Consider the following 25,010-nt stretch of genomic DNA (forward strand, 5'->3'; position numbering starts at 1 on the left):
GAAATGTAGAAATTGGGTACTGAAGCGTGGAGGGCACAAACTAAAGAATTAATAATTAAGAGTTAAGAATTTACTGTGGTTAATACCATAAAAAAAAACTAAATCAATGATAATCAATCAAATAGTAAAAAAACTTATTTAGAGTTTTTCCGCCTGAATTTTATGGAAATCGCCGGCTGCTACATCCTATAAGAAGGGGCCGGCTGTTTGCTGCACTATAACAACCATTTGCCTGTTCACCTTATCAAAACGTAACGCATGAGAAAATACCTGCTTCTTTCATTGCTTGCAATAGTATTAACGCCTATACAGGCGCAACAACCGGCTTTTGATGTTAGTTCTACCTCCTGGCAACAAGTTATAGAGAATGCCCGCAGGCAAAACAAAATGATTTTTGTAGATGTATATACAGAATGGTGCGGCCCCTGTAAATGGATGGATCAAAATACTTTTCGTGATACACTTACCATTCTCCATCTTAACAAAAATTTTTATAGTGTAAAAATAGACGCTGAAAAAAACTTCGGTATAGAATTTACCAAAAACTATCACGTCAACGCCTACCCCACTTATTTATTCTTAAATGTAAAAGGAGAATTGGTACAGGTAAGTATTGGAGCAATGAACACAAAAAAGTTCATAGAAGTAGCAGAAAGCGCTATTAAAAAGAATAAAAACGGAATCAATGCAGAATTTTACCGGCAACAATACCTCCATAAAAAAAATGACATTACTTTTTTAAAAGAGTATATAGAATTTCTCGGTACAGTGAACCAGCCAAATGCCGCCGTCATAGAAAATTATCTTCAACAAACGATAAAAACCAATGACAAAAACAATGAGCTGACATTTCTGTTAAGAAATCTTGTTGGAGCTATAGAACCTGAAGGTTTATTAGCCAGCTCTTTGTTAAGCGAATACAAAAAATATCCGGTCAAATCAAAAGAACTGATGAGCGCATGGAATACGATCAGAAACAAAGTACTGGAACAAATTGATTTATCAGGAGAAGCAAGAGACACCGCATTAAAAAATAAAATTATTCAACTCAATCACCTGGCAGAAGATTATACTTTCACTCAAAACAGAGAACGTGATTTTCTTACGCTGAGATACTATGCACGATCTCAGGATAGTGCTGCATTCATAGACCTTGCAGTTTTTTTCATCAACAGTTACACCAATACCGATACACTTGAACATTACGATCAGTTAACTTTCCAAAAGGCACTGTCTGTTAAATTTCCTGACAAAACCAAAGAGGAAATTGAAAAGTCAAACATATACAGTAGTTACTTAAAATCATTCTTATCTGAAACAGAAAGAACATTTGAAGAAATCAGTGAGCTTGTTTTATTATACAAAGAACAATTCCCCTATTCTTTTCAACAAAAGAAATCAACTTTTTCTGAATGGTACAAGAAAGCGCAAGACATTTATCAAAAGAATAAAATATTTGTCAATAGTTTTATTACAAGATCATTCAGCAAAAACTATGAAAATATATTTCATCCATCAGTAAGTATAAATTAAAAAGCCTCCTGCCGGAGGCTTTGATTATCTTAATACTTCATCTTCGTGCTGAATCAATCCGCTCAATAAATCAAGGGTTATTTTTCCGGGTTTTCCGCTTCCGATCATATAATCATCAACTTTCACCACCGGTACAATACGTTTGGTACTGCTGGTAAAAAAAGCTTCTTTAGCATTGTATACATCATTCAGCGTAATGGAACATTCCTCCACTTTATATTTTTTTCTTGCCAACTGCAAAACTTTCTTTCTGGTAACACCCAGCAGTATCTGCTGATCGGGAGTTTTGATAACATCCTCTTGTGTTACTATGAAAAAATTACATCTGGGCAACTCGGAAATAATACCGTCATGATGATAAACCAGATCTACTGCGTTCGCTGCTTTCACTGCAGGGGTCATCATGATTGCTTTCTGATAATTAATCGTTTTAATATCGGGAAGTTCCTTTCTGAAATTGACAGTAATAATTTTTACACCACTTTGCAATTGTTGCTCAGAAGGGTATTTAAAAGGCTGTACTACTACGATCAGGTTCGGTTGTGTGATCGTATATCCGTCTTCAGCATATCCACCGGTTAATAAAACTTTTACTCCGGCATCTGACAAGTTGTTTTTTTCTACCAGTGTGATAATAATATCTGTCAACTCATTTCTATCTACCGGCGACTGTAGCAACATTTTTCCGGCAGATGCATAAAAACGGTCGAGGTGATCTTCCAGAAACAACGGTTTCTTATTTCTTACTCTGAAAAAATCAAAAATACCATAACCTCTTTGCAATGCCAGGTCACTGATATGTATAGTTGAATCTGTATAAGGAACTATTTTATCGATAATATAGGCGAACATAGTGTTGTATTTGGAAGTGGAAATTACTTTTTCATCAATTTTTTAATGATAGCTGCATCTAATACAGGTACTGTTCTGCCCCGGCGGTCTTTTACCGGTTTAGCGGCAGTCAGCGAATTGAGAATGGCTTCTTCAGTTGCCTCAACTGTAGCGAGGAACAAAGGAGAGATAACTTCGTTCGACAATAACGTATTCGCAGCTGTTGGTTGCTCAATGTTGTGTTGGATGCGGTTACCTTCATAAGTTGAAAAAGCTATTACATAATCACCGGATCCGTTGGTAGCAATGCCGCCTGTTCTGGCCAGACCTAGCATAGCCCGTTTTGCCATACGTTCCAGATTTCGTGCATCCACGGGTGCATCTGTAGCTATTACAATCATACAGGAACCGTCGCCTGAATCATTTAGAACATTACTGAAAACGTGTTGCTTTAAATGTTCCCCTACAGGTAAACCGTCTACCATCAGCACACCACCAAAATTAGTTTGCACAATCACTCCTACTGTATATCCGCCGAGTGCTTCAGGTAATTTTCGCGAAGAAGTACCAATACCGGCTTTGTAGCCGAACCCGATAGTACCTGTACCGGCACCTACGTTTCCTTCTGCTACTTTACCTGTATCGGCTTTTTGAATAGCAGCCAACACATGTTCGGGCTTAACATGCAAACCACGTATATCATTGATTTGTCCGTCATTCGTTTCACCCACTACACCATTTACTGATGCAACATTTTTATTTTCGGGATAACTGAACGTATGCCTGATTAATCCTTCCAGCCCCGCAGCAACCGAAAGTGTATTGGTTAATATTATGGGAGTTTCAATATTTCCCAGTTCTTTTACCTGCGAGTAACCAGCCAGTTTACCGAACCCGTTGCCGATATAAATAGCCGCCGGAACTTTTTGTTGAAACAAATTACCGCTGTGGGGTAAAATAGCAGTTACACCGGTTTGAACAGAATCTTTGGAAAGGGTTACATGTCCTATTTTAACCCCCTTAACATCTGTAATGGCATTCCATTTTCCGGTGGGTAAAATACCCGGTTGAAGTCCCCAATCACGAATCCTGTTCTGCGCCTGTATGGCAAACGAGGATCCTAAAAAGAAGAATAACAATAACTTTCTCATGAGTTTAGCTGGTTCAATGAATATTGAAGTTAGCGAATCCTGTTCACTAACAATAATTGTTACAGAAATTTTGTACAGTGATGGTATGTTTAAAAAATATAATCCGGATAAAATAGTACTATCTCCGGTGTATAAAATAATCGTTAAGAGAATTTTCTTTTCGCCCGAAAAGCAGGTAAAGACCTACCTTTTGCAAGCATTTCCTTATCTAAACCGGTTAAAATGAGATTTTTTTATGCTAAAAGGTTTTAGTTGAAAGAAAATGTGTTAATTTGTTGGTCGAAAATCTAAACAGAAAGCATATATTACACTTTGTAGATAACTAAACCATATGGGAGACATTCAAATTAAAAAGAACAGTAAACAGTACGATGCCGTAATTGTGGGTTCAGGTGCAGGTGGAGGAATGGCGGCTTACATGTTAGCAAAATCAGGATTAAAAGTGTGTGTGTTGGAGGCCGGTGCGATGTACGATCCGAAAACCAACGTTACTCAATTTAAAAATCCGTGGGATTCTCCCAGACGCGGTGCTTCCACTAAATTCAGACCATTTGGAGATTTTGATGCCTGTTATTGGGGTTGGGAAATTGACGGCGAACCCTATACCAAAGAAAGAGGAACCGAATGGGACTGGTGGAGAGCGAGAATGGTAGGCGGACGTACCAATCACTGGGGAAGAATTGCTTTACGTTGGGGCCCCAAAGACTTTAAGCGTAAATCAATCGATGGTTTAGGTGATGATTGGCCGATCACTTACGATGAAATCAAACCCTATTACGACCGTGTAGATAAACTAATTGGTGTATTCGGTACCAATGAAGGGCTGGATAATGAACCAGACGGTCATTTTCTGCCTCCTCCGAAACCCAGATTACATGAGTTAATGATTAAGAATGCCGGAAAGGGCCTTGGCATTCCGGTGGTTCCTTCAAGAATGGCGATTCTTACTAAAAAAATAAATGAAGAAAGAGGAGAATGTATTTTCTGCGGACAGTGTAATCGTGCCTGTTCTTATCAGGATGCCGACTTCAGTTCATCCAACGCATTGATCAGACCCGCCATTGCTACCGGAAATCTTGACATTGTTGTCAATGCAATGGCAAGAGAGGTTATTACGAATAGTGAAGGGCTGGCAGTGGGTGTTTCATACGTAGATAAAACCGACTTACAGGAATACCAGGTAAACGGCAGAGTCGTTATTGTTGCAGCGAGCGCCTGTGAATCGGCTCGTTTATTACTCAACTCAAAAAGTGCACGTCATCCGAACGGTTTGGCTAATAACAGCGACGTAGTAGGTAAATACCTGCATGATTCTACCGGTGTTGCTTTAGGTGGTTACTTACCGCATCTTTTTGACCGTAAGCGCTACAATGAAGACGGTGTTGGCGGTATGCACGTATATACTCCATGGTGGTTAGATAATAAAAAACTCGACTTTCCAAGAGGTTACCACATTGAATATTGGGGTGGTATGTCACAACCTGCGTATGGCTTTGGTATGGGTATTCAGGGAATGAACGGAAAACATCCGGTAAGAGGCCAGGTAAAAGAAGCCGGTGGATATGGTGCCAGCCTGAAAGAAGACATCCGTTTCTTCTACGGAGCTTCGGTGGGTATGGCCGGACGTGGTGAAGCGATTCCTTTAGAGTCAAATTATTGTGCTATTGATAGTAATGTAGTAGACCAATGGGGTATTCCGGTATTGAAGTTTAATGTGAAATGGAGCGATCATGAAGTAAAACAAGCCAGGCACATGCAGGAAACCTTCCTCGAAATGATGCATGAAATGGGTGCTATTGTAACCTGGGGCGGTGATGGAACAGCAGCTAACAGCTACGGACTTGAAAATCCCGGAAAAATCATCCACGAAGCAGGAACGGTTCGTATGGGTAATGATGCCCGTAAATCAGCACTGAATAAGTGGAGCCAGGCACATGATTGTAAAAACCTGTTTTGCGTAGACGGTGCGCAGTTTGTATCACAGGCTGACAAAAATATTACCTGGACGATTCTTGCACTCTCCATGAGAGCTTCTGAATATATCATGGATCAAATGAAAAAACAAAATTTATAAGCATACAAAATTATCAGAAAATGGACAGAAGAAAATCGATAAAAGCGATTGCATTAGGCTCATTGGCGACAGGTTTTTTTGTAAACGCTTGTAATAATGAGGATACGCCAAAACATGCGAATGTAGAAAAACAACCTGCATTCAAGTTTGACAGAATGGAGGAAGAAAAGAAGCGTGACAGCCAACTGATGTCTGAAACCTTTTTTACGCCACACGAAATGAAAACCATTACGGTATTAGGAGATATTATCATTCCGAAAGACGATGTGAGTGGTAGTGCTTCTGACGCTGGTGTTCCAGACTTTATTGAGTTCATAGTTAAAGATATGCCGGCTCATCAGATACCGATGAGAGGTGGCTTAAGATGGCTCGACATGCAAATGCTTAAAACCTATGGTAAAACTTTTGCAGACTGTTCTGCAAAGGAGCAAATCGCAATGGTTGACCAGATTGCGTATCCTAATAAAGCAAAGCCTGAAATGCAACAAGGCGTAGCTTTCTTTAATAAAATGAGAGATTTAACCGCTACCGGGTTTTTCACTTCTGAAATAGGAGTAAAAGATCTTGGCTATGCAGGTAATAAACCCAATAAATGGAATGGGGTACCCGACGATGTGTTAGCACAATACGGCCTCTCCTATACTGAAAAAGAATTAAACGAATGTGCTAAATACGATGTTTAGTGCCACATGCGATCACATATAACAAGGCCCCGGCAATGTCGGGGCCTTGTTATTATAACTATTCACCTTTAATAATAATTAAGAATTTCACTCCCTGCTTCCCAACTTGAATCTGGCTGAAAAATTCATCAGAAGCGCAAGGATAAAGAATAAACCGATCGAGCCCACTAACAGCGCCTGCTCCTTGATTTGTATAAGGATGAATAAGAACAGATATAATATTGATAATACTAATCCTACTGATAATACCACTTTTCTCTGCCGAACGAGCAATCTGATAAAATTAGTAATCAATGCAATCGTAGCAACTGAAGCAATCAGATAAGATACATTAAAGCTCAAGAACTCACTGATTGATAATAACAGCAGGTAAAATATAATCACACCCAGACCAATCAATAAATAGTTAACAATATGTACCCGTACTTTAGAATATATTTCGCTGAAGAAAATACTCGTGAATGTTAAAATAATCACCAACACTGCATACTTGGTAATTTTTTCTGACTTCGTATAATTATTCATCTGATCAAAAAACTGAATGGTAACAAAAGAATTGTTTTTCTGATAGGAAGCCTGGCCATAACCGGCCAATCCTACATCAGAAGATGAATACGTATACAGGTCAGACACAAAAGACCCGTCTGCAAAAACCGGAGGAACTTCACTTAGCACATTGGAGATGTTCCAGTTAGCAGTAAATCCATCATTGCTAATTTCTTTATCGAGCGTCAGATGAGAACCTTTAAAACTAGGTGTGCTCCAGTTACTGGTTACCATGATCGTATTATCTTCAGCCAGAGGATTGATATTAAAACTTCTGCTGCCACTTAGATCCATCACCAGTTCGAATTGAAAACCACTTGTCAGTAAATCAGCTACCTGAACTCTGCTGGTAAGCAGAAAATTTTCTGCTTTACTTTCCTTTTTGCGCAGTGTGAGTTTATAATCGTTACCATTAATTTTTAACACTGGTAAAGATTTTACACCTCTTATATCAGCAACATTCAATACTATTTCAATTTCATCGGTCAGTATTCTATCATCGCCTTTCAATTCAATTTGCTTGTATAAATCGATGGCGGCAAAACTACCCGACAAGTTATTTTTTGATTGATAAACAACTGCCTGATAAATGCTTCTTTTTAAAACTTCCGAATGAATTGAACTATTAACATGGAGTGTTTTAGGAAGAATATGCAGAAAGTCTACTTCTTTCCGCTCAATGATTTTATCTTTATTATCTGTTGAAACAGTTTTTACCGTTTTTTCATAGGGAACAATCATTACCGGTCCGTTGATCAGCTGAGCTTCGCCCCATGAACTGGTAAGTTCAGCAGAAACTTCGTCATTGGTTCGATAACGTTCGCGTAATAAATCATGCACAAAGTTTAATGGAATTAATAAGAGTAATAAAAGAATAAGAATAAGTAACAGCTTTACAATGAGTGATTCTTTTATTTTCTGTTGTATGTTGGCTAACATAACCTTGGGTTTAAATGTAATTACTTTGATTGTTTAATGAAATATTCCAATGCTTTTAAGTGATTCTTAAAAGCTTCTATCCCCTTTTCCGTTCGGGCATACAGGGTATGGGGCTTTTTTCCAACAAAAGATTTGGTAACGGAGATATACTCTTCTTTTTCCAACACCTTTATATTAGACGCGAGATTACCATCCGTCACATCCAGTAAATCTTTCAGTGAATTAAAGTCGCATGCATCATTACTCACTAAAACACTCATTATCTGTAACCGGATCTTATTCTCAAAAATTTTGTTATATAATAGTAAATCGTTACTCACTTCTCGTATTTAAAATGTATATAAAAACCATAAACAATATTCAACACACCAAATCCTGCAGCCCAGTAAACATAATTGTATGGAAAATGTACTAAGGAAATGACTCCTAAAATCAAACAGAGAATTCCGAGAACTTTAAACTCTTTAAAAGAGAACGGACTGCCTGCAATACATGCAAGGCCGTAAAAAATTAATTGTGAACTGGGTATAAAATCATAGAAATGATAATAATAAGACATGAAAGCTAACAGGCCACCGGTTGCGATCGGATAAAAAAAAGCTGAAACACATTTTTTAGCTTTTTCGTTCCACAACTTCTCTCCTGTTTTTTGTGATTTATACGCACTCATTGAAAACATAACAATCAACGATAACACCAGAATAGCTGCTGCTATACTAACCAGCAACAACTCTTTTTCAGCCGGTGCAAAAGGGCCGATTTCATCTTTCAAAATGCCCAGCGAAAAATAAGTACCAACCAATGCGATAAAACCTGCCGCTACCACCGAAATGCCAGATATCGAAGTATAACGCTTCGACTTATCGATGATATTGGTTATTTCTCTTAAATCTTGTATTGCTTTATCCTTATTCATAAAAGTACTTTGAAATTCAAAGTAAATAAGAAAAAAGATAGCCTGCAAATTTTTTTTGAACATTTTTTTACAGGCTACTTAATTATTTGATCCACAGCACTTTTTCTTCTATTGCCCCACGCTTACCTTTTGGAGACGGAACAGCAACATTACCAACGTAAAAGAATCCAAGTAGTTGATGGTCGGCTTCAAACCCAAATTTCTGGGCGGCGCCCTCCCACAAACAGACTCCACCGGTACTCCAGTAAGCTCCTATTCCGTATGCCTGAGCTGTGAGGTGCATATTCTGTACCGCACAGGCTACCGCAGCTACTTCTTCGATAAATGGTACAGATTCGTGTCGCTTCATCGCAACTACAATCATATGTGAACAGGTAAGCGGCTGTTTAATTTTTTCCAGCTTAGCCTCAGAAAAACGTTCTCCGGCTAACGTTTCATATGCTTTTACATGTGTATTCGTAAACTCTTTTAGTCCGTCTCCACTATATACCTTAAATCTCCAGGGCTCTGTTAATTTATGCGTAGGCGCCCAGTTCGCATTCTCTAACAATTGTTGCACGATAACATCATCTACAGGATCATCAATAGCAAATTGTTTTGAAAACACACTTCTTCTGTTATGTATTAAATCATTTATCCAGTTTGCAGACATAAAATTTTGTTTTAAACAACAGTTGATAATAATCAGTATCGTCTGTTCTTGATCTTTCAAAAATAAATAATCTGTTGCAGATCTCAGCGTCTATTTAAATCTTCGCTGAACTACATTTAACATTCACGATAACTTATCTGCGCAAATCAGCGGAAAAAATTCATCTGCCAAACATAGTAGAAATTTAGCTGTTCTGATTTCGTAAGTATAAAACATCAATAGAGTTTGTTAAAAGAAAAGAGCCCTGACTGATGTCAGGGCTCTTTAATACATTTGAAATCTTATTTACCAGGACCTCCGCCACTCATGAAATCTCCGCGATCATCGTCTCTTTCTCCGCCTTTTCTGTCATTTCTTTTAAATAAAGAGAAGTCTGCTTTACCAAATTTATAGTTGAAAGTCAATCGGAAGTTTCTTACGTTTCTTCTGTTATAAGAATCCTGATAATAGAATGGGGTATCGTAAATCATTCCTCTACGGTCGGTATTGAAAATATCATTCACTGCAAAAGTTAAAGTAGCTCTGTTATTTTTCATAAACTGCTTTCTTAAAGCCAGGTTAGCTACGTACACTTCCTTTCTTCTACCCTGAGGGGTTACTTCAGGACTTTCATACTCGGCCAAACCTTGTACCGACAAGCTCTTCAACATTCCGGCTTTATGAGGAAAGCGGTAGTTAGCAATAATTTTACCATCCCAGTTAAATCCTTCATTGCTCAGATTCATTTTTTCAGTAGACGCCGATACCATGGTATACTGGAAGTTTACTGATGGAGTAATATCAAAATTATCACTGAATCTGTGTTGTAAAACCAATTCAGTACCCCAACGATTTCGGCTGTTACCGTTGATAAATTCGTTTACGATCGCAGTAGGTTCAATGTTTGCGTCTTTCAGTTCCTCAAACAATTCAGGGCTGATTGTATCAGCGAACATTGTAATATAGTTAGTAGTAGATCTATAATATACTGTCGCCAGCATATTCCCTTTATCATATACTTTGTTATAGTTCAACTCAAATGAATTCGTGAACATAGGTTTCAGCCCCGGTGTACCTTTACGGATGTTTACGGCGTCACTGATATCCACAAACGGGTTGATTTGCCAGAAGTTCGGACGACGTACTCTTCTTGAAAAGTTCAGCTGTAATTCGTCACCGTTTCCAAGTGTTTTTGTTAAGAACAATGAAGGATACAAACCATCCATGATGTTCGACAGTTTAGTAGGCAACTCATAACCGAATGTTCTGTTACTATCCACCATTCTACCATCGAATCGTGAATATTCAGCTCTTAAACCAACCTGGTATTTAATAGCCATATCAGGAAGCTCGTTACCATAAGTAGCATAACCTGCATATACTTTTTCAGTATAAGCGATATTGTTACTCAATGGTAATTTAGTACTTACACCATTGGCTACAGAAAATGATTCAAAAACACTTTTCTGATCATCAATATAAATTCTGGCACCAGTTTCTAATTTACCGTAATCACCGATAGAGGTTTCGTAATCTGTTTGAAAAGTAACCTGATTATTGGTACTCTTACCATTATTTCTTACCAATGGAGTAACGGCTAACGGACTACCATCAGCTGCGAAATTACTATTTGTAATTTCAGAGAAATTATTTCCGCCGCCATTATTGTAGGTGATATCAGCTGTTAATTTTCTACCGTTTCCGGAGAACTTTCTTTCATAGTTTAATCGGGTACTGCTTCTGTTAAAACCGTTTTCACCAATTGTATATCGTTGTCCGGTTCTGGTAAGCGTATGACCTGCATCCAGCCATTCCTGTTGTTGTGTCTGATTACTTTCAAAAGTTCCTTTTGTGAAGCTTTGAGATAAAGTCAGGATATTATTATTATCAATATAATAGTCGGCACCAAAACGTATTGACTGAAAAGTATTATCTCTTTCTGAAATAGAGTTCTGATTATAATAATCGGTTGTAGTACCGTTTGATTTATTAATACGGAAAGATTTTCCTTCCGGCTCAGCGTAAGAGTTATTATAACTTCCATTAACAAAGAAGTTGAATTTACCTTCTCTCCAATTTAAGCTAAGGTTTGCATTATTATTCTTAGGTATACCTGTGCCTAAAGTAAGGTTACCGTTCAGTCCTAATTTTTTATCTTTTTTCAGAATAACATTAATCACACCACCAGAACTGGCTGCATCAAATTTTGCTGAAGGATTCGTAATTAACTCAACACGCTCGATATTATCGGCAGGAATCTGATCTAAAGTAAGAATGGTTGGACGACCATCAACAAAGATTTGTGGTGAATTTCTTCTTAATGTTACATTTCCGTCTACGTCTACACTTACTGAAGGAATATTACGCATGATATCAACAGCAGTACCACCGGTAGAGTTCAGACTCTTTGCAACATCAAACGTTTTACGGTCGATACCCATTTGTAACGCATTCTTTTGTCCGGTTACAGTAACTACATCCAGAAAATCGGCTTCGGCAGTTACCTGAATTTTACCAAGATCAACTGTTACTTCGCCATCTCTGGGAGCTGTGAAAGTAAATACTTGTTCATATACTTTAAATCCTATACCTGTAATTTCTAAACGATATTGTTTTCCGAAAGTAAGTCCTGCTATATCAAATTCACCTTGTTTATTAGTAAGCTTTCCTCCTGCTAAACTTTCGTTGTCATTTTCTCTGATTAAATACAAATACACAGAAGCAGCTTCAACATTGCCATTATTTGAAGTTACCTTTCCAATAATTCTACCCTGAGATTCGCCGGTAGGTTGCGCGAATGACTGAACCTGAAAAATTGTAAAACAAGCAATAAATAACCCTAAATATTTCATCCATTTAATTTTTTCACCAATCAAGCTTTAATATTTTTTTAACATTAAAGCACATAAATAACGGTTTCCGTTAAATAGACGATAATAGTTGCAAAAAGGTGGGATACAATGAAAATTAATTTATTCTGGCTGCAGTTTTATTTTCAGCAGGCCATGATAACTCCAATACTCTGGCGATATCAACTGTCTTCTTCAGATATAAATCAGACTGCAGATTACTTAACCAGAAACGGTTGGTTTCTTTTTTGAAGTTCTCCATCTCTTCATAGTGAGATTGAAAATACTGACTGTTTTTCACTTCGAGCAAGCTCGGAAGTTTCAGTCTGTCGCGGATGAATTTTACTGTATTTTTTCTACTTTCCTCAATGGTTTGATAAGATTTGATATTAAGACTTACAACATCTCCCAGATCTGTTAACCAATCTATTTTATTTTGAATAGAATCAAGTATCAAATCATTTTTCATTAGGTCGCGCCCTTTATAAATCACATCATCAACAGTTGTTGCTAAAGTTCTGTTAATTTGATAATCTACCGGATTCAGCGTATCCCACTTCAAAGCTGTTTTGTAGCTTTTTTCCTGTACATCATAGGGTTGATACAAGCCGGGTAATATAATATCGGAAGCAACTCCTTTTAATTGGGTAGACTTACCGGTTATTCTGTAATACTTTTGTACTGTCAGGTGAATTGTTCCGAGGTCAATATTCTCATATCCCTGTAACTGATGATTAATATTGATAGAGCGTTGTACGGTACCTTTACCGAAAGTAGAAGAACTACCAACAATCACTCCTCTTTTATAATCCTGTATAGCAGCAGCAAAAATTTCAGATGCAGAAGCACTGGTTTCATTAACTAATACTACCAAAGGTCCACTCCAGATTTTTGTATTGGGCCTCATTTTACCTACGCTGGTAGCATTCCAGGTGTTATTCACCAATACTACCGGACCTTCATCAACAAATAACCCCACCATATCAATTACTTCACCTAAACTTCCACCTACATTACCACGTATATCAAGAATAATACTGGTAACGCCTTCTGCTTTCAGTTTCAAAACTTCTTTAGCTACATCTTCAGTACAGCTTCTTCCATGATCTTCATCAAAGGAGGTATAGAATTTAGGAAAAGTGATATATCCTGTTTTAATACCGTTTGATTCAATCACTGCCGATTTTACAAAGGTATCTTCCAGCTGTAGTGCTTCTCTGATAAGTGTTACAGTTTTTAAGGTTTGGTTATTAGCTCTGAATGTAATAGTGAATTTAGATCCTTTTGCCCCACGTGTTAATCTGATTAATTCGGAAGACGACATTCCAGCCACATCAATTTCTTCACCGTTTTCTTCCTGTACCTTCACAAATACATCCCCCACTTCTACCTGACCATTTTTCCATGCCGGGCCACCGATCATTAATTCTTTAATTGAAACACGGCCTTCCGACTCGGTCAGTAAAGCACCAATACCATAATAAATACCGCTCATCCCTTCCTGAAAGCTACGGGTATCTACCGGTAAAAAATAAGCAGTATGCGGATCATATAAATTCGTGATGGTGTTCACGTAGTTTTGAAACGCCTCTTGTTCTGTGGTAATCTTTAAGAGGTTTTTAATGTTACGGGTTTCAATTTTCAATACAGATTCGCGGGCTTTTGCCTCCAGTTTTTTGCGAACCTTACCGTTAACAGCAGAGTCTTTATAATCGATGGTGAGATAATCGTTATAGGTTACAAGTACTTTATATTTCAGAATGTTCTGCCAACGTTCCAGACGAACTTTTTCGTTTGCAGCAAAAGGTACATTCTCATAATTAAGATCAATCGACTGCTTTTTGGTAAACTTGAAAGGTTTTGCCAGCAAGCCATTCAACAAACTGTCAATTTCATTGAGCCGTTGAATATATTTTTCATTAATGACTTTATATCTTAATACAGGTTCACCCAGCATCTCATCATCTAAACGATACCGGTATTCTTCGAATTCAGCACTGTCTTTGGCAATAAAAAATAATTTGGGGGCATCTAACCCGTTTAAATAGGCTGTTAAGATCTCACTGGAGAAATCATCATCCACTTCTTTAATATTATAATGGAGATTTTGCAGCAGGTAACTCACCCGGTGAAAAACAATATCAAAATGCGAAGTAATATTCGGATTTTGTGAATAAAGATTTAAACTCGTTACACACAAAATCAGACAACAAAATTTTCTTAACAAAATATTGGCTTTCTTATTCATCTTCAGCACGTTGATTATAAAACCTATTTAATCCAGGATAAGGAATTCGACTACAAATTAGACAATTTTATGAATCTGTCAATACCAATCATCATTTTTTCACCCAACTTGCATAAACAGCTGCTCCGTTTAAAGCGGTTTCCTCATTTCTGATTACCCATACAGGTATTTTCTGCAAAAGTTGATCCATATTTGGGTGTCTTAAAAAAGGTTGAGATAAAGCCATTTGAGACAGTACCGGTAATATTTTAGGTGGAATTCCCCCTCCTAAAAACACCCCACCGGTAGCTTTAAACTGCAAAGCCACATTTGTCAGACAGGCAAACAGGTTCATACAATAATATTGCATAGTAATAGATGCTAATTTATCTGTTTTCCATACGCCGGCTTCGCTTATTATTGGAGTGGGGTCATCGGATGCCATTACTTTCTCATGAAAAGCCGGATCCGGTTTATCTTTTGAGATCTGTAACAAAAATTTATACATTTCGAAAATACCGTTCCCCTGCAATACATGTTCCCATGATACCAGGCCGTATTTCTCCTGCAATAAAGACCAGAAATGCTGGTCAAAAGTTTGCGACGGGCTGTATAAAGCATGTCCACCCTCTGTTGAAAAAGGATGATAAGCTGAGCCGTTCCAATACAAACCGGCCATTCCCAAGCCTGTTCCCGGGGCAAGGATAGCCATGTTTCCCGGTACTTTATCTCCTTTCACAAGCTGTAACGGTACCAGATCTTCCTCTTTTAGTGCCGCCAGGCCATACGCAGCGGCTTCCAGGTCATTTAACAGGTGAACTTCATCAAAACCGAAGGTTTCTTTTAATGAAGTGGCACTAAACTCCCAGTTCAAGTTGGTCATTTGTACCGACTGATTAATGATCGGCCCGGCAATACCCAGTACTAATTGAGTTGGTTTTACTTTCAACAACTGTATAAAATCACTGATTATATCGTTAATACCGGCAAAGTCATTACTGGCATATTTTTGTTCCTGAATGCGTTCAATCCGGTTTCCTTCCTTCTTAAAAACCGCCAACAAACACTTGGTACCCCCCAAATCACCGGCAATAAAATAGGAAGTTCGATTTTCTTGATTATTTTCGTATATCCAATCGAAGTTGAATAACGAATCTGAATAGGCAATGATATTACTCATACTTAAAATTGTTCGATTTCGTTTATTCTAAATCTTAGCGAAAACTAATAACTGTATTCATATAAATATACCAGATTGAACAAGCTGAAATCATCTTTTTGGATTAATTCATTGTTTTATACCGTACTGCAAAGAGGATCACTATTTGTATTCGGCGCTTTTGCATTAATGCTCATCTTACGTGGGTTTACCAAAACAGACTATTCTGAATGGGGTTTATATCTTACCACGATCACTTTATTCGAAACGATCAAGCAAGGGCTTTTACGCAATCCGACTATCAAATTTATGGGATTACAACAATATGCTCAAAACCAAAAAGCTGTTCAATCCGCCGCCCTGCTTATTAACATAGTTACAACACTTTTAGGTATTCTCTTATTCACTGTCGCTTCTAAATGGATTGCAACTTTCATCCAATCACCCGGAATCGACACACTCTTACATATCAGTGTACTGTTTTTAATTTTACTCATTCCCTTTAACCATTTTGAAATACTGTTACAGGCCAATTTTGCCTTCTCAAAAATATTCTGGGCTTATTTTGCCAGACAAGGTTTCTTTTTCGGTGGAATTCTGATACTATATTTCTTCTTTCCACAACAGTTTACCGTGTTAAATCTGGTATATCTGCAAATAGTTTCTCTGTTATTAGGAACAATTATTTTGTATTTCCAGGTACAACCTTACCGGATAAAGGGATTTGTATGGAACAAAAACATCGTAATTAACATGTTTCAGTTCGGAAAGTTCATTTTCGGAACAAATCTCTTTGCCAATATCAGCCGGAATTTCGACCAGTATATTACAGCAAATGCACTGGGAGCAGCCTCTTCCAGCTATTGGGTAGCCAATTATAATTTAGTTTCGCGGATCAATAATATGATGGATGTTCCTTCGCTGGCAGCAGCGGATGTACTTTTTCCCAAAAATGTTACGGCGATTGAAGAAAAAGGAATCGGACAGGTAAAGTATTATTTTGAAAGAATGGTGGGTACTATCCTGGCAGTAATTGTTCCTCTATCACTCTTTATTTTTATTTTTCCGAAATTCGTTATTTATATTCTTGCAGATACCAATTATTATTCTGCCATCTATATCTTACAAATTACTATTTTATTCGGCATTGTTCGTCCGATCAGTTACCAGTACGGCTCTACGCTTGACGCAATTGGTAAACCGGCACTCAACTTTTATACGAACCTGCTGTTTATGGCGATCAACCTGGGGCTCACTTATTTTGCACTGAACCGCTTCGGGGGTGAGGGTGCTGCGTACGCTACCGTGGTAAACAATATCATCATTTTTATTATTATGATGCTGGTACTAAAGAAACATGTTCATGTTGAAACAAAAAATATTTTTATCTACATGTTTCAAACCTATAAAATCATATTCAATAAAATACTGAAACGTTAGTGTTTCTGCCGGATAGCAGCCGTAAACCATTCGTACATCTCTTTATCAGAATTCTGTAATAAATTGAGGTGTTTTTGAATAGTGGCCTCATCATTTCGTATAGCCGGCCCTGTTTGCAACTGTGAAGGAGGCATTGTTTCAAGTCTTAATACCTGTTCTTTAAGCATAGGTAAAAGGGCTTTGAATTCTATACCATGTTCGTGACAAAACTTATCTGCAACACAATAAAGGTGATTTGAAAAATTATTAGCAATCACTGCAGCCAGATGATAATATCCCCGTTGTTCATCGTCAGCAATCATTACTTTTTCAGCAATAGATGCAGCCAGTTCCTGCAGTAGTTTTTCATCGTTCGGAAAGGCAGCATGTATTAAAAGGCTAAAGGCAGGTATACGGTCAATTTCTTTTCTGACAGATTGTAAAGGATAAAAAACACCGGTATGTTCCGAAGCTATGGTCAGCACACTTTCAGGTACACTACCTGCAGTATGCACCACCAGTGCTCCGGGAAGTTTCAATTGTGATGCAACTGACGCAACCGCTTGATCTGCAACAGCAATTATGTAAATCTGTGCCGTCTTATCAATGTTTGTCCATTCACTGGTATACGACAAACCCAGTGGTTCGCAGAGTAAGCGTAATTCGGTTTCGTTTCTACCTGCTACCTGCAGCACCGTATGACCGGCGGTCAATAATGCTTTAGTCATTACCGAAGCAACATTTCCCGTACCAACAATTACTACCTGCATGTGTAAAATTCTATTGAACAATTTTAAGTTTCAGGTGTAAATTACAGAAGAAAAACGGAAAGAATGAAGCTTAAACAGAAAGTGCTTACAGATATTGTAAAATATCGTTTAAAGATGCTGGCGGGCCTGTCTACCGAAAGAGCTGCTCAGAAAGCATTTGATTTGTTTTGTACACCTGTACCGACCAAAAATTTACCTACTCCTGAAATTTTTTCAGCTGCAACTACTTTTCGTTTTCAATCTGAACAGGAAACTATCCACGGATATCGCTGGAACACCGGTGCTGCTGTCAGAATACTACTCGTACACGGGTTTTCGAGCAGTTCAAAAAAATTCAGTCATCTTATAGAACCGCTCATTGAAAAAGGATACGAAGTGATCACTTTTGATGCGCCGGCCCATGGTGCTTCTACGGGTAGAAGAATCAATGCAGTCAGCTATTCCAATGCGATCAGAACTTATTTTGAACAATATGGAACGGTAGATGGTATAATTGCTCATTCGCTGGGAGGATTAGCCAGTATGCTCGTACTAAAAGATCTCCCTGATAACCATAAAATAAAAACCGTATTACTGGCTCCTGCAACAGAGAGTCAAACCCAGCTAGACCTGTTTGTGAATTATTTCGGATTGAGTACGCAGGTAAAGGATAAAATGAAAGAGCTTATCTGGCAAAAAGCACAAGTAGAGTTACATGAAATTTCTATTACACAGGTAATTGATAAAGTGAAAGGTCCTGTTTATTGGTTTCACGATGAAGAAGACCCGGTTACACCATTTCCGGATGCCCTAAAAGTCATTGACAAAGGCTATGAAAATATCCGCTTCTATCCTACCAAAGGCCTCGGGCACTCCAGAATATATAAAGAAAATGCTATTTGTTCAGAAGTTTTGAGTTTTTTGGACTTTAGTAAAGTGACTTATAACTAATAAAATATTAAAACTATACATTTGCAATAATATTTTGTAACTTATCAGGATAGGCGGTTCTCCTTAAAAAGCTTATCTTCGCTCAACTTTTTTAGACGATGAAGGTGTTAATTCAACAGGCTAGCATTATTGATCCATCTTCACCATTGCATGGTAAGATTCAGGATATTTATATTGAAAATGGCAAAATCCAACAAATTGCCGATCATTTAGACGTTGCAGACGCAACAGTTATCCAGGGAAAAAATTTACATGTTTCAACCGGTTGGGTAGATTTATTCGCTCAAATGGGAGATCCGGGTTATGAGTATAAAGAAACGCTTGAAACAGGTGCTGCCGCAGCTGCAGCCGGCGGATTTATACACGTAGCGATAGTACCCAATACCAAACCGGTAGTGGATAATAAAACCCAGGTAGATTATATCAAAAACAAATCGGCTACACTTCCCGTAAATATTTACCCGTTAGGTGCTGTTACACAGAAAGCTGACGGTAAGGAACTGGCTGAAATGTATGATATGCATAAAGCAGGCGCAGTGGCTTTTACAGACGGTATACATCCGATTCAAAATGCCGGCTTATTAGTAAAAGCACTACAATACGTAAAAGCAATTGATGTACCTGTCATTCAGATACCTGACGATACCAGTATTGGTGCGCAGGGACAGATGCACGAAGGTGTTGTCTCTACCCGGCTCGGTTTTCCGGGAAAACCTGTAATGGCCGAAGAATTACTGGTTGCAAGAGACATAAAACTGGCACGTTATGCAGAAGCCAAACTACACTTTACCGGCGTAACTTCTCCAAAATCATTAGAATATATAAGAAGAGCGAAACAAAGTGGTGCCGGCATTACCTGTTCGGTAACTCCTTACCATTTATACCTGAACGAAGAAAACTTAATCAATTACGATAGTAATTTAAAAGTTTACCCACCGTTACGCCCACAATCGATGGTAGACGAACTGAAAAAAGCGCTGTTAGACGGTACTGTTGATTGTATTACCACTCACCACCAACCGCATGAGTTTGACAGTAAGGTACTAGAATTTGAATATGCCAAACCGGGGATGATTGGTCTGGAAACAGCTTTTAGTGTAATTCGTACGGCTGTTCCTGAATTATCTATGGAAAGATTAGTATATTTATTATCTACCCGTCCTGCAGAATTGTTAAAAATTACATTACCTTCTATTCAGGTGGGGGCAACAGCCTCCATAACATTGTTCGACCCTGAAGAAGAAGTAACAGTAACCAAAAACAGTTTGTACTCAAAATCACTCAACACGCCCTTCCTTAATAAAACACTCAAAGGAAAAGTGCTGGGGATTATTAACGGGCACCATACAATCATTCATTCTTAAGATTAACTTATGGCAGAAAACAACACTAACATCCACTTACCAGAGTCAATTGAAATTAAAACTGGTAATGTAAGCATTCCTTTATACGGATTAATTGGTGGTATTATTGGCATTGTGGTTACGGTTATCATGTATATCGGCGGAGTTAACACCTGGTTTAATGTAGCATTAAACTTTTCATGGACAGTCGCTTTATACGTAATCGGCGTTGTTGCTGCATTACAAATCAAAAAGCTCAACGACGGCCACCTGTTCTTTAACACAGCATTGAAATATATTTTTGGAACTGTAGTAATCGGGTCATTGATCGTTTACCTTTCACACTATATTTTGATGAACCATATTGATCCGGATTTTGCCTACAATGTAAGTGTAAAAACTGCATCTCTTTATGAAGAGAGCCTTAGAAAATATGGTGTAGCTGAATCAGAAATTGAGAAGCTGACCGAAGATATGACTAAACATAATGGCTATACCTGGAATAAAGTGTTAGTAGGATTCGGTATGGGAATGATTGTGGCATTTATTATCTCAGCTATCATCGCAGCCATTATCAAGAAAAACAAATACAAATACTTAGGATTATAATTGTACAGTATGGATCTATCCATTGTTATTCCTTTATTCAATGAAGAAGAATCTCTACCCGAATTATTCGACTGGATTAAACGTGTTTGCTTACAGGAACACTATTCTTTCGAAGTAGTTTTCGTAGACGATGGCAGCAATGACAGTTCATGGAACGTTATTGAATCACTTCGTCAGCAAAATTCAGAGGTAAAAGCGATTCGGTTTCAAAGAAACTACGGCAAAGCCGCCGCTTTAAACGAAGCATTTAAAGCAGCTACCGGTGAAGTAGTAATTACAATGGATGCAGACTTACAGGATTCTCCCGATGAAATACCTTCTTTATACAATATGATTAAAGAGGGCGGATACGATCTGGTAAGCGGATGGAAAAAAGTTCGCTACGATAATAAGTTCACTAAAAATATACCCTCGAAATTTTTTAACTGGGCTACCAGAATGGTTTCGGGCATCCACTTAAATGACTTTAACTGCGGCTTAAAAGCCTATAGAAAAAAAGTGATTAAGAGTATTGAGATTTATGGTGATATGCATCGCTATATTCCGGTACTGGCTAAATGGGCCGGCTTTAAAAAAATCGGTGAAAAAGTGGTAGAACACCGCAAACGCAAGTATGGTTCTACCAAATTCGGATGGGAACGCTTTGTACATGGTTTTTTAGACCTGATGTCGATCGTTTTCGTTTCAAAATATGGCAAAAGACCAATGCACTTTTTCGGGCTCTTTGGTTCAATTTGTTTCGGAATCGGTTTTATTATCGCATTGTATCTGATCGTGTTTAAAATTATTGATCCGAATAACAGCTTAACCAACAAGCCCTCGTTTTATATTTCTTTAACCGCTATTATCGTCGGTTCACAGCTTTTTCTGGCCGGTTTTATAGGCGAATTAATCGCCAGAAACTCGCCCGGCAGAAATGCTTACCTGATCGATGAGAAAATTGGATTTTAATGTCAAAAAAAGTAGTGATTATTGGCTCCGCACATCCGTTAAGAGGTGGCGGATTAGCTACTTTCAATCATAGATTATGTAAAGCTTTTTTAGATGCAGGTGATGATGCCTGCATCTATTCTTTCTCTTTGCAATACCCCGGGTTTTTATTTCCCGGAAAATCGCAGTTTACCGACGAACCACCTCCCCGCGACATTGAAATTTTTACCGTAATCAACTCTATCCATCCGTTAAACTGGTGGCAGGTAGGTGATGAACTGAGAAGAATTAAACCGGATATCGTTGTTGTACGTTATTGGCTACCATTTATGGGTCCGGCTTTGGGTACTATTCTTCGTCAGGTGAAGAAAAATAAACATACCAGGGTGATTGCCATTACCGACAACGTTATTCCGCACGAAAAAAGACCCGGAGATAAACTTTTCACCAAATACTTTTTAAAGCCCTGCGACGGGTTTATTACCATGAGTGATCAGGTAATGCGCGACCTGCAATCGTTTCATATCAATAAACCAGCAGTTAAGATAAACCATCCGCTCTATGATAATTTCGGAGAAAAGATAGACAGTTTCGCAGCCCGCCAGGCAGCAAACCTTCCTTTAAACCAGAAAATCCTTCTGTTTTTTGGATTTATTCGTCAATATAAAGGATTGGATTTGCTTATTGACGCAGTAAAAATGCTTAAAACGAAAGGGGCTTTTCAAGATAAAAAACTCGTAATTGCGGGTGAATTTTATGATTCTCCCCAACCCTATCTCGATCAGATCAAAAATGCGGGGCTGGAGGATAATATTATTCTAAGAACTGAATTTATACCGGATGCATCCGTAAGAAATTACCTGTGCAGCGCCGATCTCATTATCCAACCCTATCGTTCTGCTACCCAAAGCGGTGTAACTCCATTGGCTTATCACTTTGAAATACCGATGGTTGTAACAAATGTAGGCGGTCTCCCCGATTTAGTACCCAATGGAAAAGTAGGTTGGGTGGCTGAAGCGAATGCAAGCGATATTGCGGCTAAAATTGAGCAGTATTTCACACTTCCCTACGATCATTATCAACAACATATAAAAGAAGCAAAAAAAGCGCTTTCATGGGAAGCTCTGGTAGCTTCAATTCATCAAATGGCCGCTGAATTAGGATAGTTTTAATAAAAATTCCTTTTACAATCATTTACCTTTGATATATTATGAAGACGCAGATTCAACAGATTATACAGGATTCTATTGCCGTAAAACAGGAGATTTTAGGGAATGAAGATATTCAGGCTACCATACAGGAAATTGTACAGGTGATGGTAACGGCCTTTAAAAACGGCAACCGGGTTTGGTTTTGCGGTAACGGAGGTAGTGCGGCTGATGCACAACACCTGGCTGCTGAGTTTTCAGGAAGGTTTTATAAAGACAGAAAAGCATTGCCCGCCGAAGCATTACACTGTAACCCCTCTTATGTAACGGCAGTTGCTAATGATTACAATTATGATGTGATTTATGCAAGACTGGTAGACGGTTATTGTTCACCGAAAGATGTACTGGTAGGTATTTCAACATCAGGAAATTCACCGAATATCGTTAAAGCATTTGAAGTGGCCCGTGAAAAAGGAATCATCACAATCGGTATGACAGGTGCTACCGGCGGTGTGATGAAACCAATCAGTGATTACCTGTTAAATATACCTTCTACTACTACTCCTAGAATTCAGGAAAGTCACATTTTATTAGGTCATATTATTTGTGAATTGGTAGAAGCAATTTATTTTAACTAGGATGTGGCAATTAAACGATATACAAGCAGACTGGACACTATTTTTAGACAGAGATGGTGTGATAAACATCGAGAAAAAAGAAGATTATATCTATAATAAAGACGAGTTTATTTTTTATGACACAGCATTAAATGCGCTGTCAATACTAAGAAAATACTTTAAATATATCATTATCACTACTAATCAGAAAGGTATTGGTAAGGGTTTAATGACCGACGCCGATTTAGCAGCGATTCATGAATATATGTTAACAGAAATTATTAATAAAGGCGGTGGAATTGACGCGGTTTACTATAGCGCAGCGCTCGATAATAGTGATCCCAATCGAAAACCTCAGCCTGGTATGGCATTACAGGCTAAAAGAGATTATCCGGCGATAGATTTTTCAAAGAGTATTATTGTCGGGAATAATATCAGTGACATGCAGTTTGGCCGGAATGCAGGCATGCATACGGTGTTTGTGAAAACAACCGATCCTGAAAATGAGGGTCATGAAACCATTGATTACGCATTTAACAGTTTGTTCGATTTCGCCGAGGCGGTTGCACACACTAAATAACCATTTCAGACCGTTCTAAACCAACCGGCATTAATTTATAATTATGAAGAAACTCATCTATATTATCCTGATTACCGGAATCACCCATTTTGCATCGGCACAAAGCCGCCTATCAAATGAGGCTATTCAGGAATTGGCAATAAAAGAAGACAGTTTAAAAGAGCTGTCTCTAAAAATGGTATTCGATATAGATGATGCTACCCGTTTAAGGTCTGATAGCCTCTTCGTAAGAATGCTGGTACGCGCATTACGAACGCCTCATTCATTTGAATTTGCATTCGACTCTTTGAATGTTTCAAAGCTATATTCACCTGATAGTACTTTCAGAATTTTCACCTGGCAGATTTCCAAAGATGCTTATGTGATCATGCAAAAAGGGGCTATTCAGATGAAAACTGCTGATGGTAGTTTAAAGTTATTCCCTCTCCATGATCAGTCGATGTTTGTAAAAGATCCGCTTCTCCCTAAAGGAAATCATCAGTTATGGATGGGCGCTATCTACTATAAAATTATTCAGAAAGAATGGCAGGGAAAACAATATTACACCTTAATCGGATTCGACGATTTTGCATTGAGCTCGAGCAAAAAGTTTGTAGAAGTACTTTACTTCGAAAACGGAGAGCCCCGTTTCGGAGGTCCTTTCTTTGTTTTTCAGAATGAAAACGGATCCACCCGAACGCAAAATCGTCATATTATAGAGTTTAAAGATGAAGTAAAAGCTTTTTTAAACTATGATGCAGACTTAGATCTGATCATTGTTGATCATCTTATTTCGGAAACAGGTGAGAATGATAAAAAGTCGACTTTTGTTCCTGATGGTGATTACGAAGCCTTCCAATGGAAAAACGGCAAATGGCACCACATCGACAAACCTTTCAATCTTAGTTTGGGAGATGGTAATGCACCAAGAGCAAAACCTATTTTAGATGATAAGGGAAATGTAAACGAGAAAATTCTAATGGAACAATCGAAGAAAAACGAAGAGGAAGCTAAAAAGAAGAAGAAAAAGGGTACACCATAAACTTCACTGATGGTCTTCTACATCAAAGTACAGAAAACGCTTACCCAAACAAAAAGACAAGTATTTGCATGATATAAAAAAACGGGACATTTGTCCCGTTTTTT

General features: G+C 38.1%; 22 protein-coding genes. 12 read left to right on the forward strand and 10 right to left on the reverse strand.

Features of this window, described 5'->3' with window-relative positions:
- Positions 1-258 precede the first annotated feature (258 nt).
- Entirely contained in the window at positions 259-1,533 is a 1,275-nt protein-coding gene (locus D9O48_RS09615) for a thioredoxin family protein (protein ID WP_126972755.1), read from the forward strand.
- Between the two features lie 24 nt (positions 1,534-1,557).
- Here D9O48_RS09615 and D9O48_RS09620 read toward each other — a convergent pair whose 3' ends face one another.
- Positions 1,558-2,385 (reverse strand): aminotransferase class IV, encoded by an 828-nt coding sequence (locus tag D9O48_RS09620; RefSeq protein ID WP_126972756.1) that lies wholly within the window; start codon positions 2,383-2,385, stop codon positions 1,558-1,560.
- 23 nt (positions 2,386-2,408) lie between these two features.
- A complete protein-coding gene (locus tag D9O48_RS09625; protein WP_126972757.1) occupies positions 2,409-3,515 on the reverse strand; it encodes a DmpA family aminopeptidase in 1,107 nt (368 codons plus the stop codon).
- A gap of 331 nt (positions 3,516-3,846) precedes the next feature.
- On the opposite strand from D9O48_RS09625, the gene D9O48_RS09630 reads away from it, so the two are divergent.
- Together D9O48_RS09630 and D9O48_RS09635 are read left to right on the forward strand one after the other, a co-directional pair.
- Positions 3,847-5,589, forward strand: a complete 1,743-nt coding sequence (locus D9O48_RS09630; RefSeq protein ID WP_126972758.1) for a GMC oxidoreductase — start codon at positions 3,847-3,849, stop codon at positions 5,587-5,589.
- Between the two features lie 20 nt (positions 5,590-5,609).
- Complete coding sequence (locus tag D9O48_RS09635) at positions 5,610-6,272, forward strand: gluconate 2-dehydrogenase subunit 3 family protein (protein ID WP_126972759.1); 663 nt, start codon at positions 5,610-5,612, stop codon at positions 6,270-6,272.
- Between the two features lie 87 nt (positions 6,273-6,359).
- Here the strand turns inward: D9O48_RS09635 and creD are convergent, their stop codons facing one another.
- The 7 genes from creD to D9O48_RS09670 all read right to left on the reverse strand — a co-directional run bounded on the left by creD (position 6,360) and on the right by D9O48_RS09670 (position 15,560).
- A complete protein-coding gene (gene creD / locus D9O48_RS09640; protein WP_126972760.1) occupies positions 6,360-7,757 on the reverse strand; it encodes a cell envelope integrity protein CreD in 1,398 nt (465 codons plus the stop codon).
- A 20-nt stretch (positions 7,758-7,777) separates the two neighbouring features.
- The gene (locus D9O48_RS09645; RefSeq protein ID WP_126972761.1) at positions 7,778-8,077 is read right to left on the reverse strand and encodes a winged helix-turn-helix domain-containing protein; all 300 of its coding nucleotides are present in this window, start codon (positions 8,075-8,077) and stop codon (positions 7,778-7,780) included.
- Positions 8,074-8,673, reverse strand: a complete 600-nt coding sequence (locus tag D9O48_RS09650; protein WP_126972762.1) for a hypothetical protein — start codon at positions 8,671-8,673, stop codon at positions 8,074-8,076. The genes D9O48_RS09645 and D9O48_RS09650 overlap by 4 nt, the downstream gene beginning before the upstream one ends.
- Positions 8,674-8,755: 82 nt before the next feature.
- Positions 8,756-9,325, reverse strand: coding sequence for a nitroreductase family protein (locus D9O48_RS09655; protein WP_126972763.1), 570 nt, complete (start codon positions 9,323-9,325; stop codon positions 8,756-8,758).
- Between the two features lie 281 nt (positions 9,326-9,606).
- Complete coding sequence (locus D9O48_RS09660; RefSeq protein ID WP_126972764.1) at positions 9,607-12,156, reverse strand: outer membrane beta-barrel protein; 2,550 nt, start codon at positions 12,154-12,156, stop codon at positions 9,607-9,609.
- A 115-nt stretch (positions 12,157-12,271) separates the two neighbouring features.
- Positions 12,272-14,401: a carboxy terminal-processing peptidase gene (locus D9O48_RS09665; RefSeq protein ID WP_126972765.1), complete on the reverse strand. Its 2,130-nt coding sequence runs from the start codon at positions 14,399-14,401 to the stop codon at positions 12,272-12,274.
- A 91-nt stretch (positions 14,402-14,492) separates the two neighbouring features.
- Positions 14,493-15,560, reverse strand: coding sequence for a glucokinase (locus D9O48_RS09670; RefSeq protein ID WP_126972766.1), 1,068 nt, complete (start codon positions 15,558-15,560; stop codon positions 14,493-14,495).
- 75 nt (positions 15,561-15,635) lie between these two features.
- Here D9O48_RS09670 and D9O48_RS09675 point away from each other — a divergent pair, with 75 nt between their 5' ends.
- Positions 15,636-16,979: an oligosaccharide flippase family protein gene (locus tag D9O48_RS09675; RefSeq protein WP_126972767.1), complete on the forward strand. Its 1,344-nt coding sequence runs from the start codon at positions 15,636-15,638 to the stop codon at positions 16,977-16,979.
- Here the strand turns inward: D9O48_RS09675 and D9O48_RS09680 are convergent.
- Positions 16,976-17,728 carry a Rossmann-like and DUF2520 domain-containing protein gene (locus D9O48_RS09680; protein ID WP_126972768.1) on the reverse strand — a complete coding sequence of 251 codons (753 nt, stop codon included), beginning with the start codon at positions 17,726-17,728 and terminating at the stop codon, positions 16,976-16,978. The two genes, D9O48_RS09675 and D9O48_RS09680, sit on opposite strands and share 4 nt — an antisense overlap.
- A 63-nt stretch (positions 17,729-17,791) precedes the next feature.
- Between D9O48_RS09680 and D9O48_RS09685 the strand changes: the two genes are divergently transcribed.
- The 8 genes from D9O48_RS09685 (at position 17,792) to D9O48_RS09720 (ending at position 24,906) form a co-directional block, all read left to right on the forward strand.
- Complete coding sequence (locus tag D9O48_RS09685; protein ID WP_126972769.1) at positions 17,792-18,658, forward strand: alpha/beta hydrolase; 867 nt, start codon at positions 17,792-17,794, stop codon at positions 18,656-18,658.
- Between the two features lie 98 nt (positions 18,659-18,756).
- Complete coding sequence (locus D9O48_RS09690) at positions 18,757-20,022, forward strand: dihydroorotase (protein ID WP_126972770.1); 1,266 nt, start codon at positions 18,757-18,759, stop codon at positions 20,020-20,022.
- A 9-nt stretch (positions 20,023-20,031) separates the two neighbouring features.
- On the forward strand, positions 20,032-20,610 hold the full coding sequence (locus tag D9O48_RS09695) for a DUF4199 domain-containing protein (protein WP_126972771.1): 579 nt from the start codon (positions 20,032-20,034) through the stop codon (positions 20,608-20,610).
- 9 nt (positions 20,611-20,619) lie between these two features.
- Positions 20,620-21,561 carry a glycosyltransferase family 2 protein gene (locus D9O48_RS09700; protein WP_126972772.1) on the forward strand — a complete coding sequence of 314 codons (942 nt, stop codon included), beginning with the start codon at positions 20,620-20,622 and terminating at the stop codon, positions 21,559-21,561.
- Positions 21,561-22,706, forward strand: coding sequence for a glycosyltransferase (locus tag D9O48_RS09705; protein ID WP_126972773.1), 1,146 nt, complete (start codon positions 21,561-21,563; stop codon positions 22,704-22,706). Before D9O48_RS09700 ends, D9O48_RS09705 begins: the two co-directional genes overlap by 1 nt.
- Positions 22,707-22,750: 44 nt before the next feature.
- Complete coding sequence (locus tag D9O48_RS09710; RefSeq protein ID WP_126972774.1) at positions 22,751-23,326, forward strand: D-sedoheptulose-7-phosphate isomerase; 576 nt, start codon at positions 22,751-22,753, stop codon at positions 23,324-23,326.
- A gap of 1 nt (position 23,327) precedes the next feature.
- Positions 23,328-23,885 carry a D-glycero-alpha-D-manno-heptose-1,7-bisphosphate 7-phosphatase gene (locus D9O48_RS09715; RefSeq protein ID WP_126972775.1) on the forward strand — a complete coding sequence of 186 codons (558 nt, stop codon included), beginning with the start codon at positions 23,328-23,330 and terminating at the stop codon, positions 23,883-23,885.
- Between the two features lie 43 nt (positions 23,886-23,928).
- Positions 23,929-24,906 (forward strand): hypothetical protein, encoded by a 978-nt coding sequence (locus D9O48_RS09720; RefSeq protein ID WP_126972776.1) that lies wholly within the window; start codon positions 23,929-23,931, stop codon positions 24,904-24,906.
- Positions 24,907-25,010: the final 104 nt, after the last annotated feature.

It is taken from the genome of Gynurincola endophyticus (assembly GCF_003991195.1).
Lineage (GTDB): Bacteria > Bacteroidota > Bacteroidia > Chitinophagales > Chitinophagaceae > Gynurincola > Gynurincola endophyticus.